At 71.5% G+C, this 13,030-nt stretch carries 12 protein-coding genes; 5 read left to right on the forward strand and 7 right to left on the reverse strand.

Going from position 1 to position 13,030, the window contains the following annotated elements; genetic code table 11:
• Nucleotides 1–72: 72 nt before the first annotated feature.
• Nucleotides 73–984 carry an NAD(P)-dependent oxidoreductase gene (locus AC1DX8_RS20330; RefSeq protein ID WP_477631771.1) on the forward strand — a complete coding sequence of 304 codons (912 nt, stop codon included), beginning with the start codon at nucleotides 73–75 and terminating at the stop codon, nucleotides 982–984.
• On the opposite strand, the gene AC1DX8_RS20335 is transcribed toward AC1DX8_RS20330, so the two are convergent.
• From AC1DX8_RS20335 to pepN, 6 genes are all read right to left on the reverse strand, one after another.
• Nucleotides 974–2,386: an MFS transporter gene (locus AC1DX8_RS20335; RefSeq protein WP_477631772.1), complete on the reverse strand. Its 1,413-nt coding sequence runs from the start codon at nucleotides 2,384–2,386 to the stop codon at nucleotides 974–976. The two genes, AC1DX8_RS20330 and AC1DX8_RS20335, sit on opposite strands and share 11 nt — an antisense overlap.
• Nucleotides 2,383–3,177 carry a glycerophosphodiester phosphodiesterase family protein gene (locus AC1DX8_RS20340; RefSeq protein ID WP_477631773.1) on the reverse strand — a complete coding sequence of 265 codons (795 nt, stop codon included), beginning with the start codon at nucleotides 3,175–3,177 and terminating at the stop codon, nucleotides 2,383–2,385. The genes AC1DX8_RS20335 and AC1DX8_RS20340 overlap by 4 nt, the downstream gene beginning before the upstream one ends.
• Complete coding sequence (locus tag AC1DX8_RS20345; RefSeq protein WP_477631774.1) at nucleotides 3,174–4,943, reverse strand: glycoside hydrolase family 13 protein; 1,770 nt, start codon at nucleotides 4,941–4,943, stop codon at nucleotides 3,174–3,176. The genes AC1DX8_RS20340 and AC1DX8_RS20345 overlap by 4 nt, the downstream gene beginning before the upstream one ends.
• Before the next feature lie 94 nt (nucleotides 4,944–5,037).
• Entirely contained in the window at nucleotides 5,038–5,448 is a 411-nt protein-coding gene (locus AC1DX8_RS20350) for a globin (protein WP_477631775.1), read from the reverse strand.
• Nucleotides 5,445–6,374 (reverse strand): mechanosensitive ion channel family protein, encoded by a 930-nt coding sequence (locus AC1DX8_RS20355; protein ID WP_477631776.1) that lies wholly within the window; start codon nucleotides 6,372–6,374, stop codon nucleotides 5,445–5,447. The genes AC1DX8_RS20350 and AC1DX8_RS20355 overlap by 4 nt, the downstream gene beginning before the upstream one ends.
• On the reverse strand, nucleotides 6,367–8,931 hold the full coding sequence (gene pepN / locus AC1DX8_RS20360) for an aminopeptidase N (RefSeq protein WP_477631777.1): 2,565 nt from the start codon (nucleotides 8,929–8,931) through the stop codon (nucleotides 6,367–6,369). The genes AC1DX8_RS20355 and pepN overlap by 8 nt, the downstream gene beginning before the upstream one ends.
• A 125-nt stretch (nucleotides 8,932–9,056) precedes the next feature.
• Here pepN and AC1DX8_RS20365 point away from each other — a divergent pair, with 125 nt between their 5' ends.
• The 3 genes from AC1DX8_RS20365 (at nucleotide 9,057) to AC1DX8_RS20375 (ending at nucleotide 11,408) form a co-directional block, all read left to right on the forward strand.
• The gene (locus tag AC1DX8_RS20365) at nucleotides 9,057–9,683 is read left to right on the forward strand and encodes a mycothiol-dependent nitroreductase Rv2466c family protein (RefSeq protein WP_477631778.1); all 627 of its coding nucleotides are present in this window, start codon (nucleotides 9,057–9,059) and stop codon (nucleotides 9,681–9,683) included.
• 25 nt (nucleotides 9,684–9,708) lie between these two features.
• Entirely contained in the window at nucleotides 9,709–10,176 is a 468-nt protein-coding gene (locus tag AC1DX8_RS20370) for a ribose-5-phosphate isomerase (protein WP_477631779.1), read from the forward strand.
• Nucleotides 10,177–10,352: 176 nt separating this feature from the next.
• Nucleotides 10,353–11,408: a PP2C family protein-serine/threonine phosphatase gene (locus tag AC1DX8_RS20375; protein ID WP_477631780.1), complete on the forward strand. Its 1,056-nt coding sequence runs from the start codon at nucleotides 10,353–10,355 to the stop codon at nucleotides 11,406–11,408.
• Nucleotides 11,409–11,479: 71 nt separating this feature from the next.
• Here AC1DX8_RS20375 and AC1DX8_RS20380 read toward each other — a convergent pair whose 3' ends face one another.
• The gene (locus AC1DX8_RS20380; RefSeq protein WP_477631781.1) at nucleotides 11,480–12,001 is read right to left on the reverse strand and encodes a DUF4395 domain-containing protein; all 522 of its coding nucleotides are present in this window, start codon (nucleotides 11,999–12,001) and stop codon (nucleotides 11,480–11,482) included.
• A 147-nt stretch (nucleotides 12,002–12,148) separates the two neighbouring features.
• Between AC1DX8_RS20380 and trmB the strand changes: the two genes are divergently transcribed.
• Nucleotides 12,149–12,904, forward strand: a complete 756-nt coding sequence (gene trmB, locus AC1DX8_RS20385) for a tRNA (guanosine(46)-N7)-methyltransferase TrmB (RefSeq protein ID WP_477631782.1) — start codon at nucleotides 12,149–12,151, stop codon at nucleotides 12,902–12,904.
• Nucleotides 12,905–13,030: the final 126 nt, after the last annotated feature.

Raw genomic sequence — 13,030 nt, forward strand, 5'->3', positions numbered from 1 at the left:
GACCCAAGACTATGACGCCTGTCATGATCGCACTACTATGACAAGCGTCATAGTCGGATCGGGAGGATGGACATGGCGGTCGGTTTCATCGGGCTGGGCATCATGGGACGACCGATGGCGGTCAACCTGCTCGCCGCAGGCCAAGACCTGGTGGTGTGGAACCGCTCGGCGCCCGCGGTCGCCCACCTCGAGCGTCTGGGTGCAGTGGCAGCCGACGACGTGGCCGAGGTCTTCGCGCGGAGTGAGGTCGTCCTGCTCATGCTGGCCGGGGAGAGCGGGGTGGACGCCACGCTGCCGCGAGGCACCGGGGAGCTCGCCGACCTGGTCGCGGGGCGCACCGTGGTCCACCTCGGCACCACGTCACCGTCCTTCTCGGTCGCCCTAGGGCGCGAGGTCGAGGCGGGCGGCGGCTCCTATGCCGAGGCGCCGGTCTCGGGGTCGCGACCGGTGGCGGAGGCGGGAGAGCTCGTCGTCATGCTCGCCGGTGAGCCAGCCGTGAGGTCCCGCGTCGCGCCCCTCCTCGCGCCGCTCGGCAGGGCGGTCGTCGAGACGGGTCCGGTCGGCAGCGCGCTGCTCACCAAGCTCGCGGTGAACCTCTTCCTCATCACCCAGGTGACCGGTCTGGTCGAGGCGTTCCACTTCGCGGCGGCCCACGAGCTCGACCTCGAGGTGCTGCAGCGGGTCGTCGACGAGGGGCCGATGGCGAGCACGGTGTCCCGCGCCAAGCTGGCCAAGCTGGTCGCGGGCGACTGGGCCGTGCAGGCGGGCGCCGCGGACGTGCTCATGAACGCGGAGCTGGTCGTCTCTGCGGCCAGGCAGGCCGGGATCGCCACGCCCCTGGCCGATGCGACGAGGGACCTGTTCGCCGAGACCGTCGACGGCGGGTGGGGCGGCCTCGACATGGCCGCCGTCCTCGCCGCGGTCCGGGGTCGCTCCGCGCGTCCCGGCGGCAGCGAGCCGGGGCCGCGGGCGCTCAGGTCCTGATCCGCCGACCGGCGACCACGACCAGCGCCGCGACGACGCTGAGCCCCAGCCACATCGTGACGAAGACGGGGACGTCGTGCCCGGCGGCGGTGTGGCGGGCGGCGAAGACCGCGCCGGCAGCGGCGATGCCGAGCACCGAGCCGAGGACGTCAGCGAGCTGGAGTGACGACGACGTCGTGCCGTGGTCGGCCGGTGACGTCAGGGTCAGCGACAGCACCGAGAGGCTGGCCGTGCCGAGCCCCATGCCCATGCCGCACGCGACGAGGGCCACGGCGATGAGCCACGGGTGCCAGGCGAGCTGCGTGATGGTGACGATCGCGAGCAGGCCGGCGGTCAGGAGCACCCCTCCGGCGACGACGAGCCGGTGCCGATGCCCGGCCCACCGGTCGCGGCCCTGTACCCACGAACCCGCCGACCACCCGAGCGACCCGACCGCCAGGATCGTGCCGGCCGTCGCGAGCGACTGCCCCCGCTCGTTGACGAGCATCAGGGGGATGTAGGTGATGGTGCCGAAGAACGAGCAGGTCAGCAGGAACCGGGCCAGCATCACCGACGGAAGGCCGCGACGCAGGAGCCAGGTGCCGCGGGGGAGGAGCAGTGGCGCGGTGACCGCGATCCCCAGGACCCCCAGCACGGCGACGGCGGCCCTGGCCGACCACCTGAACTCGAGGTCGTGGGTGCCCCACTGGAGGGCGCCGGCGGACGCCGCGATGAGCACCCCGAACCACGCCGCCCGCGCGTGCTCGCGGTGGTCACGGCTGGACCCCTCGATGCCTTCGTCGGCCGCCGCGATCTGCGAGCGTCGGGCGAAGACCAGCGCGATGGCTGCCACGACCGGCACCACCACGAGCCAGAAGACCCAACGCCACGACCACGTGGTGGTGACCCAGGCGGCGATCGGTGGGCCGAGCAGCGAGGGCAGCACCCAGGCCGCGGAGATCACGCTGAACACCTTGGGCCGCAACGACTCCGGGTAGGCGCGCCCGATCACGACGTAGCCCGCGACGATGATGAGTCCGGCTCCGAGGCCCGCGACTCCGCGCCCGGCGAGGAACGGTCCGAACGACTGGGAGGCGCCGCACAGCCCGCAGCCCACGGCGAAGAGCAGCTGTCCGGCGAACAGCGACGGCAGCGGGCCGGACCGGTCACACCAGACCCCGGCCCGCACGATGCCGAGCAGCTGGGTGGTCAGCATGACCGAGAAGGCGAGCCCGTAGGACCGCACGGCGTCGAGCTCACGGGCGGCATCGGGCATGGCGGTGGAGACGGCCATGCCCTCGAACGCGATCACCGTGATGAGCGCCAGCAGGGAGACCGAGAGGAGCACGTAGCGCGGGTGGAAGACCCCGCCGCGCTCGCGGTCCTCCACGGCGGGCGCAGGGTGCGGGGTGGGCGCGGTCACTGGCCCAAGGGTACGCCGCGGTCGGCCAGCACCTCGGCGAGCGTGTCGATGCGGTCGGACACGATGCCGTCGACGCCCAGGTCGAAGAGCCGGTGCATCTCACCCGCGTCGTCGATGGTCCACACGTGCACGTGCTTGCCCAGCGCATGGACGCGCTCGACGAGGGCCGGGGTGACCAGGTCCAGACGGCGCCCCCCGACGACGTGGCCGGTCGGGATCTGCAGGACCGCGGCGGGGGAGCGCAGCCACGACGCGACCCGCTGGGGGGCCAGGCGCAGCGCAGCGACCTCCGCCGGGCCGGTGGACGTGGCCAACCCCGGTCCCACCAACCGGCGAACCGCTCGCAGCCTCCGGTCGGAGAACGAGCCGACGCAGACCCGGTCGATCGCCCGGTGCCTGCGGATGACCTCGGCGAGCGGCTCGATGGCGCCGGGTGCCTTGACGTCGATGTTGATGCGGGTGTCGGGCAGCTCCTCCAAGAGCTCCGACAACGTGGGGATCGGCTCGGTGCCGTGGATCCGGGCCGTGCGCACCGCGGCATACGGCAGGTCGGCGATCCGGCCGCGCTGGTCGGTGACCCGGTCGAGCCGCAGGTCGTGGAAGGCCAGCAGCGTCCCGTCCGCGGTGGCGTGGACGTCGGTCTCGAGGTAGCGGTAGCCCAGGCGCACCGCCTCGCGGAAGGCCGTCAGGGTGTTCTCGAGGTGGAGGTTGGCCGCCAGCTTCGCGCCGCCCCGGTGCGCCAGCCCGATGGGGGTCGGGGCGTCGAAGAAGGCGAAGTCGGCGGCTCTCACGCGCTCATTCTGGGCCACCCACGCAGTCGACCGCGACGCGCCCTTGGCCAACCGCCGAGGCCGTCGTCCGTCAGGGGACCGGAGGCCACCAGGACCACGGCGCCGTCCGGGAGCGCGACTGCCTCGGCGCCCAGGTTGGCCACGACGAGGGTGTCCTCGCCCTGCCCGGTGTTGACGAGCGCCACGACGTCGTCACCGAAGTCGTCGGCACCGAATCCCTTGACCGCGCGCAGGCCCCCGGTGCCCAGCTCGCGCTCGCGCCGCGTCCGCAGCAGCGCGCGGTAGAGCTCGAGGGTCGAGCCCTCCACCCCTTCCTGCTGGTCCACGGCGTACTCCCCGTAGATCGCCGGCTGCGGGAGCCACGTCTGGTCGGTGGGGCCGAAGCCGAACGACGGTGCGTCCTTCTCCCACGGGATCGGCACCCGGCACCCGTCACGGCCGATCTCCTTGCCCTCGGTGCGGATGAAGGTCGGGTCCTGGCGGAACTCTCCCGGCATGTCGGTGGAGTCCGGCAGGCCCAGCTCCTCACCCTGGTAGAGGTAGGCGCCACCGGGAAGGGCGAGCATGAGCGTCGTCGCGGCCCGAGCCCGCTTGAGCCCGAGGAGCCGGTCGGGCTGCGGGTCGGTCGCGCTGATGCCGTTGGGGCGGCGCTCGCCGACCGGGAGCCCCAGTCGGGAGGCGTGGCGCACCACGTCGTGGTTCGACAGCACCCACGTGCTGGGGGCGCCCACGGAGTCAGCGGCTGCGAGTGAGGACTCGATCACCTCGTGGAGGTCCTCGGCGCGCCACTGGCACTGCAGGAAGTCGAAGTTGAAGGCCTGGTGCATCTCGTCGGGGCGCACGTAACGCACCGCGCGCTCCTGCGGCCGCACCCACGCCTCGGCCACGAGGATCCGGTCCGGCTCGCCGTACTCGGCCAGCACCTTGTGCCAGCGGCGGTAGACGTCGTGGACGCCGTCCTGGTCCCACATCGGGGGCATGGGGGCGCCGGGCTTCACCTCGCCGTCGAGGATGTGCAGCTCGACGTCGTAGTCGGGGAGGCCCTTCTGCTTGACCAGTCCGTGGGCCACGTCGACCCGGAAGCCGTCGATGCCACGGTCGAGCCAGAAGCGCAGGATCGACTCGAACTCGTCGCCGATCTCGGGGTTGTCCCAGTTGAGGTCGGGCTGCTTGGTGTCGAAGAGGTGCAGGTACCACTGGCCGAGGCTGCCGTCGGCCTCGGTGACGCGGGTCCAGCCGTCACCACCGAAGACCGAGTGCCAGTCGTTGGGCGGGACCTCGCCGTCCTTGCCCTTGCCGTCGCGGAAGATGTAGCGGTCGCGCTCCGGGCTGCCGGGTGCCGCGGCCAGTGCCGCCTTGAACCACTCGTGCTCGTCGCTGGTGTGGTTGGGCACGAGGTCGACGATCACCTTGAGGCCGAGCTCGTGCGCCCTGGCGACCATGGCATCGGCGTCCTCGAGGCTGCCGAACAGGCTGTCGATGTCGCGGTAGTCGGCGACGTCGTAGCCCGCATCTGCCTGGGGCGACTTGTAGAACGGGCTGAACCACACCGCGTCCACCCCGAGCGCCTTGAGGTGCTCGAGGCGGGCGGTCACGCCGGGCAGGTCGCCGATGCCGTCGCCGTCGGCGTCGGCCCAGGACCTCGGGTAGATCTGGTAGATCACCGCGTGCCGCCACCAGGCTGCGTCGGCCGGAGCGGCGGGGTGGATGAGCGCCGGTTCGGTGGGCGTGGGTTGGCTGGATGTGTTGGAGAGGGTCGTCGTCACGGGCAACCATGCTGACGCATCGAACGCGTTCGGGGAAACCGGACCGCCGTCGAGGGGCGCGTGTCTCGCTGGCTGAAATGGGGGTCCGGGTCGGCTACTCCTCGTCGAGTGAGTTGACCAACGAGTGGGCCGCGCGCTCGAGGTAGTCGCGCAGCAGCAGGTCGTTGGCCGGGGGCAGGTCGAGCGTGTCGACCGCAGCCATCATGTGCAGCAGCCACCGGTCGCGCTGGGCGGGCGTGACCTTGAAGGGGTGGTGGCGCATGCGCAGCCTCGGGTGGCCGCGCTGCTCGGAGTAGGTGCCCGGGCCGCCCCAGTACTGCTCGAGGAACATCCGCAGTCGCTCCTCCGCCGGGCCGAGGTCGGCCTCGGGGTAGAGCGCCCGCAGGGCGGGGTCGCCGGCGACCCCGACGTAGAACTCGTGAACCAGGGCGCGGAACGTCTCGTGGCCGCCGACCTGGTCGTAGAAGCTCCCGAACTGCTCGCCCCCGGGCGACTGGGTGCTCACCGCGCACCCGCCGCCGGACCGAACGGCGTCATGATCGGCGCCTTGACCCCGTGCTCGTCGAACGCGGCCTTCACCCGTTCGCGGATCTCGCGCGACACGCCGTACTGCTGCTCGGGAGCCGTCTTCGCGATCACGCGGATCGTGACGACCGAGCCGGTCATCGACTCGACGCCGACCACCTGCGGCTCCTCCAGCAGCAGGTCGGCCCACTCGGGGCTCTGGTCGAGGTCGTGCACCACGGTGCGGATCAGGGGGATCACCTTCTCGAGGTTCTCGGAGTAGGCGACCGGGATGTCGACCATCGCGGTGGACCAGCCCTGGCTCTTGTTGCCGATCCGGACGATCTCACCGTTGCGGATGTACCAGACGACGCCCTGTCCGTCGCGCAGCCGGGTGACCCGGAGCGAGACCTCCTCGACGGTGCCGATGGCCTCGCCGGTGTCGATGACGTCACCCACGCCGTACTGGTCCTCGAGGATCATGAAGATGCCGGAGAGGAAGTCCTTGACGAGGCTCTGTGCGCCGAAGCCGAGCGCCACGCCGCCGACCCCGGCGGTGGCGAGCACCGGTCCGAGGTTGATGCCCACCGTGGTCAGGATAGTCAGGATCGTGACCAGGACGACCACGAAGGTGACCATGCTCCGCAGCAGGGAGCCCATCGTCAGGGTGCGCTGACGGTGCCGCTCGTGGGCCGAGCCGGTGGCCTGGGCGAGGACGCGTCCCGCGCGGCTGGTCTCACCCAGTCGTCGGGCCTCCGACCGCGCGAGGGTCGAGGAGACCACCCGGCCGATCGACCGCAGCGCCAGCCAGCGCAGGATGAGCGCCCCCAGCACGGTGAGGACGATGTCGAGGGGCTTGCCCGTGAACCAGTCCCACGCCGACAGCGGAGTGACCTCGAGGAGGGCGTGCAGGAACGCCTCAGGCATCGGCATCACGCTGCTGCGCACGCAGGGCGCGGGCGACCGGGTCGCGGTTCTCGGTGACCAGGCGTCGCAGCGCGGCGGGGGCGTCGGGGTGGGCCGACAGCCACGCCTCGGTGGCGTCGTGGAGACGCTGGTCGGCCAGGACCGTCGGGTAGAAGCCGCGGACGAGGATCTCCATGATCGCGTGCGACCCCTTGCCCTCCACGGTGTCGAGCATCGCGTGGTACTTCTCGACGTAGGGCTCGAGCAGCGCGTTGTCGTGCACCGTCGCGAACCCGGCGGCGACCGACTCGAGGACCGAGTTGGGCAGGCCGGTCTCCTCGACGCCGCGGCGCCACGCCTCGGCCTTGGCCTCGGCGGTCGGGAAGGACGCGCGCGCCTGCTCGGCGTGCTCGCGTCCGGTGGCCGTGTTGTCCCGCGCCAGCTCGGCGTCGATGTCGGCCGAGGTGGCCGCCCCGGACACCGCGAGCGTGGTCAGCAGCCTCCACCGCATGTCGGTGTCGACGGCGAGGCCGTCGAGCACCTGCGTCCCGTCGAGGAGCGCACGCAGGTATGCCGCGTCGTCGCCACCGCGCTGGTGCGCGGCATACGCCCCGACCAGCTGGAGCTGGGCGTCGCTGCCGGGCTCGGCCGCCACGGCCAGCGCCCGCAGGTCGCGCGCGGCGCTCGCCAGGGCGGCCTCGCGGTGGTCGGGGGCGACGTAGAGGTGCAGCGCCGTCTGGAGCTGGCCCAGGAGCACCCGCAGGAGGGTCGAGTCGGTCTCGCCCGGCAGCGAGGCGAGGACGAGCGCCGCGAAGTCGCGGGCCGGCATCTCGGCGTCGCGGGTCATGTCCCACGCCGCGCCCAGCACCAGCGCTCGCGGCAGGCTGTCCTGGAACCCGCGGGGGTGGCTCAGCGCCGTGGCGAGCGAACGCTCGTCGAGCCGGATCTTGGCGTAGGCGAGGTCGTCGTCGTTGACCAGGAGCAGGTCCGGCGCCGGTCGGCCGATGAGCTGGGGCAGGTCGGTGGACTCGCCGTCCACGTCGAGCTCGAGCCGGTCGGTGCGGACCAGCCGGTCGCCACCGCCGTCGCTGCTGTCGATGTCGTACAGTCCCACCGCGAGCCGGTGCGGACGCAGCGTCTCGAAGCCCTCTGCGAACGTCTGCACGATCCGCGCCGACGAGATCAGGCCCTGGTCGTCGGTGGCGACCTCGGGGCGCAAGGTGTTCACGCCTGCGGTCTCCAGCCACAGCTTGGACCAGGACCCCAGGTCGCGGCCGGAGGTGGCCTCCAGCTCGCGCAGCAGGTCCTCGAGCCGGGTGTTGCCCCAGGCGTGCTTGGCGAAGTAGGCGCGCAGGCCTGCGGTGAACGGCTCACGACCGACGTAGGCGACGAGCTGCTTGAGCACCGAGGCGCCCTTGGCGTAGGTGATCCCGTCGAAGTTGACCTCGACGTCCTGCAGGTCGCGGATCGGCGCGACGATCGGGTGGGTTGACGACAGCTGGTCCTGGCGGTAGGCCCAGGCCTTCTCGGAGGTGCCGAAGGTGGTCCAGGCGCTGGTCCACTCGGTCGCCTCGGCCTGGCAGGTGGTCGAGGCCCACTCGGCGAACGACTCGTTGAGCCACAGGTCGTTCCACCACTTCATCGTCACGAGGTTGCCGAACCACATGTGGGCCAGCTCGTGGAGCAGGGTGAGGGCGCGCCGCTCGACCAGGGCCTCGGTGACCTTGGAGCGGAAGACGTAGATCTCGCTGACGGTGACCGCGCCGGCGTTCTCCATCGCGCCCATGTTGTACTCCGGCGTGAAGAGCTGGTCGTACTTCTCGAACGGGTACTCGCAGTCGAACTCCGCCTCGAAGAAGGCGAAGCCGAGCTTGGTGCAGGCGAAGATGTTGTCGGCGTCGAGGTGCTCCAGGAGCGACTGGCGGCAGAAGATCCCCAGCGGCACGGTGCCGCGCCGCGTCTCCACCTCGTCGCGCACGACGGCGTAGGGGCCGGCGATGAGCGCGGTGATGTAGCAGGACATCCGCGGGGTGGTGCCGAAGGCCCAGGTGGCCACACCGTCGCGCACCGGCGTCGGCTCGGGCGTGGGGGAGTTGGACACCACCTGCCAGTGGTCCGGAGCCGTCACGGTGAAGGCGAAGGTCGCCTTGAGGTCGGGCTGCTCGAACACCGCGAACATCCGCCGGCAGTCGGCGACCTCGAACTGCGAGTAGAGGTAGACCTCGCCGTCCACCGGGTCGGTGAAGCGGTGGAGCCCCTCCCCGGTGTTCATGTATGCCGCGGTCGCGTCGACCGTGAGCGTGTTGCGCTCCGCCGTCGTGGGGACCGAGATGCGCACGCCGTCGAAGTGGCTGGCCGGGTCGAGCGGCTCGCCGTTCAGCGTGATCGACTCCACGGACGGGGCGATCAGGTCGACGAAGGTCGCGGCCCCGGGCTCGGCGCTCGTGAAGGTCACCGTCGTGGTGCTCCGGAACGTCGTGTCAGAGGTCGTGAGGTCGAGGGCCACGTCGTAGTGGTCGACGGCGATGACGGCGGCGCGGGCGGTGGCCTCGTCGCGGGTCAGGTTCATGCCAGGCAACGGTGCTCCTGCGCGGTGGTGAGTGGGGCAACGGTCGGTTGTTTCGGCGGCCATCCTCGCACGGGCGCCGTGGCGGACGACCACCGCTGGTGCGGGTGCCGGAGGGCAGTGGCAGGATTGGGTGTGTGACTGCCTCCCCTGTGACCGAGACCCGTACGTCCGCTGAGTTCTGGTTCGACCCGCTCTGTCCGTGGGCGTGGATGACCTCTCGGTGGATGATGGAGGTCGAGGAGGTGCGTCCCGTGGACGTGACCTGGTCGGTGATGAGCCTGGCCGTCCTCAACGAGGGGCGCGACCTCCCCGACAACTACCGGCAGATGATGGACCGGGCCTGGGGCCCGGTGCGGGTCATCATCGCGGCGGCCCGTGAGCACGGTGACAAGGTCATCAAGCCGCTCTACGACGCCATGGGCACCCGCATCCACCTCGGCGGCGAGAAGGACTACGCCAAGGTCATCGCCCCCGCGCTGGAGGAGGTGGGCCTCCCCTGGGAGCTCGCCGACTTCGCCGACACCGACGTCCACGACGCCGAGCTGCGCGCGAGCCACCAGCGGGCCATCGACCTCGTCGGTGACGACGTCGGCACGCCGGTCGTCGCGGTGAACGGCGAGGCCTTCTTCGGTCCGGTCGTCTCGCCCGCCCCCAAGGGTGAGGCCGCCGGACGGCTCTGGGACGGCTGCGTCCTGGTGGCCGGCACCCCGGGCTTCTACGAGCTCAAGCGGTCCCGTACCGTCGGCCCCATCTTCGACTGACGACGACGACAGCCAGGAGCGACAGATGCGCGTTCACATCGGCGGCGACCACGCGGCATACGAGCTGCTCGGCGAGCTGGTCTCGTTCCTCGAGTCCGAGGGCCACGAGGTGACCAACCACGGGCCCCACGCCCTCGATCCCGAGGACGACTACCCCGTCTTCGTGCTCCGGGCGGCCGAGGCCGTCGCGGCCGACCCCGACTCCCTGGGAGTCGTGCTGGGCGGCTCCGGCAACGGGGAGCAGATGGCCGCCAACAAGGTCGCTGGCATCCGTGCCGCCCTGTGCTACAACACCGAGCTGGCCACCTTGGCGCGGGAGCACAACAACGCCCAGGTCATCTCGATCGGCGGCCGGATGAACACGGTCGAGGAGGCCAAGGCGATGGTGGCGGCGTTCCTCGCCACGCCGTTCTCCGGGGCGCCGAGGCACCAGCGCCGGATCGACATGGTGAGCGCGTACGAAGGGTCCGGCACGCTGCCGCCCGAGGCCTGACGGCGCTGTGCATCTCACCGATCTGGCGCGCGTCGCCGGACCGGCCACTACGCTGGCGGCGGGTCGGACCGGGGTCGGCCCATCCCCGCAGACGCTGAAGGGTGCCTCGCACCCTGCCTTGCCGAAGGAACCTGACCGTGGTTGTCGAGAGGACGTTTCTCGCTCGGCGCTCCGTCATGTCCCGGTTCCAGCGCGGTCGGTCGAGGTTCGTGCGCTGGGGCCAGCCGGCGACCGCGCTGGCCCTCGTCGCGGTGAACACCGCGCTCTGCTGGTCGATGTCGGTCTGGCCGACCTATGTCCCGTTCTCGACCTACATCCCGGTGGCCGTGCTCGCGGGGCTGTTCCTCACGCCCAAGGTGCTGGCGGCGGTCGACCTCGCCATCCTCATCGCCGGCGCCTACACGGTGGTGGACCGCGACGCCCCGCCTACCCTGTTGGCTGCGTACGGCGTGCTGGCGAGCGTCATGGTCATCATGTTCTGGGTGGCCGCCTCACGGGCGCGCCTGGGCGTGCAGGGCAACCTCGGCGAGTCGATGCTGGTCGACCTCCGCGACCGGCTGCGCACGCAGGGTGAGCTCCCCGAGCTGCCGGGCGACTGGAGCGCGGAGCTGTCGGTCCTGTCCGCGTACGGTGACTCCTTCTCCGGCGACTTCCTGGTGACCAGCCGCCACGACGACATCCTCGAGCTGGCCCTGGTCGACGTCTCGGGCAAGGGCATCGCCGCCGGCACGCGGTCGCTGCTGCTGTCGGGGGCGTTCGGTGGCCTGTTGGGGTCGCTTCCCTACGACACCTTCCTCCCGGCCGCGAACTCCTACCTGCTCCGCCAGGCGTGGGACGAGGGGTTCGCGACCGTCGCGCACGCCATGATCGACCTGACCACGGGGGAGTACAGCCTCGGGTCGGCCGGGCACCCTCCTGCCGTCCGCTTCTCGGCCGGCTCGGGCCGCTGGGAGGTCCTCGAGGGTGACGAGGGCCCGGTCCTCGGCGTGACCGAGGCCCCGGCCTTCCCGCGCATCCGAGGTCGGCTCGGCCGGGGCGACGCCCTGTTGCTCTACACCGACGGGGTCATCGAGGTGCGCAACCGCGACCTGCGCGACGGCATCGACCGCATGCTCGGGACGGCGGAGCGGATGATCGGCAAGGGGTTCGAGGGAATGGCCGAGAAGATGTGCACGGCAGCCCGGGCGGGCGAGACCGACGACCGTGCGGCCGTCCTCGTCTGGCGCCGCTGACCTCAGGCGGGTCGTCAGCCAGTCGTCTGGTCAGCCAGTCGGCTGGTCAGCACACCCTCGCGGCCGCGGCCTCAGCCCTGCGACGGCGCCGTCGCAGCCCTGGCGGCCTGTCGCTGCGACGCGCGTCGGGTGAGGTCGGCGCACTCGAGGCACACCGACTCGGGGATCACGCCGAACCGCATCAGCCACCCGAACACGATGCAGCCGACACAGATCCCCGCGAGCGACTCCAGTGCGGGGAAGACGACCATGACCGCGCCGATGAGCACGACCGGCAGGCTGGTCCCGGCCAGCCAGAAGATGGTCGCGGCGAGGGTGAAGACGGCCCCGACGGCGGCGGCGAAGCGCTTCGGCGGCCCGGCGGTGTAGCGGGGTGCGGCCGCGACGCGGGGTCGGACCCACCGGTTGACGAGGATCGCCACGGGGCTGGCCGACGGTCCCCACCCCGCGCGGAGCACGAAGTCCGTCGCCAGCACGGCATACAGCCACCACTGGTGGGCCGCCAGTGCGACGACGCCCAGGAGCAGGATGACGCCCGCGATGAGGCGGACGCTGACGTCGTCGACGATGTTGGGGAAGCGAGAGATGCGCATGGACACATTATGGGTTACATAAGCACTGGTTATCGACAGGTGTGTCGTAGGTCAAGACGTCGGGCCCACGGCGAGAGCCCTCGAGCCGCCTCCAGCCCGCGTCGCGGCCGGGACGAGCCCACTGCCAGGGGCTTCTAGGCTGGGGCGATGGACACCCAGGGTCGCGTGCGCTCGTACAACGCCCGCCGGGGCAGGCTGTCGGCGCTCACCCTCGAGCGCATGGAGACCCTGGCCCCCCGGCGCTCGGTCCCGGGGCACGGCCCCCTCGTGCCGGAGCAGGTGTTCGGTCGGTCCGCTCCCGTCGTGCTGGAGATCGGCTGTGGCCACGGGGCCGCGGCGCTCGCCTACGCCGCCACCCACCCGGAGCACGACCTGCTCGCCGTCGACGTGTTCACCCCCGCGCTCGCCCGCATGCTGGCCGAAGCCGACCGCCGGGGGGTCACCAACCTCTGGATGCACCAGGGCGACGCCGTCCTGCTGCTGGCCGACCAGGTGCCCTCGGACTCGCTCGCGGCGGTGCACGTCTTCTTCCCCGACCCCTGGCCCAAGGCGAAGCACGCCAAGCGGCGCTTCGTCTCGCGGCCGACCCTCGACCTCGTCGCCGATCGGCTGGTGCCCGGCGGCCGGCTCCTGCTCGCCACCGACCACGACGGGTATGCCGCCCACGTGCGTTCCGAGCTCGCGGCTCACGGCGGGTTCGACGTCATCGAGGGGGAGCGGCCGGCCTGGCGGCCCACCGAGGGCTTCGAGGCGAAGGGGCTGGCCGCGGGGCGCCGGGTCAGCGAGTTCCGAGCCACACCACGGGGGCACGACGAGGCCCCTGCGCCCGGTGCTCTGACCGGGGTGCAGGGGCCTGGTGGAGCGGGTGACGAGAATCGAACTCGCGTAACCATTTGGTCGTGACCTGAGGTGCAACGCCCTGACCTGCACAAACGTGCCGGAGCGGTATCCGTATGACCTCGTTTCACCACCCCTTTACACGTCTGTGTGTGTACGTGTACACTCGTCCATACGCCTAACCCCCTCAGG

The organism is Pedococcus sp. P2_A3, assembly GCF_056405035.1.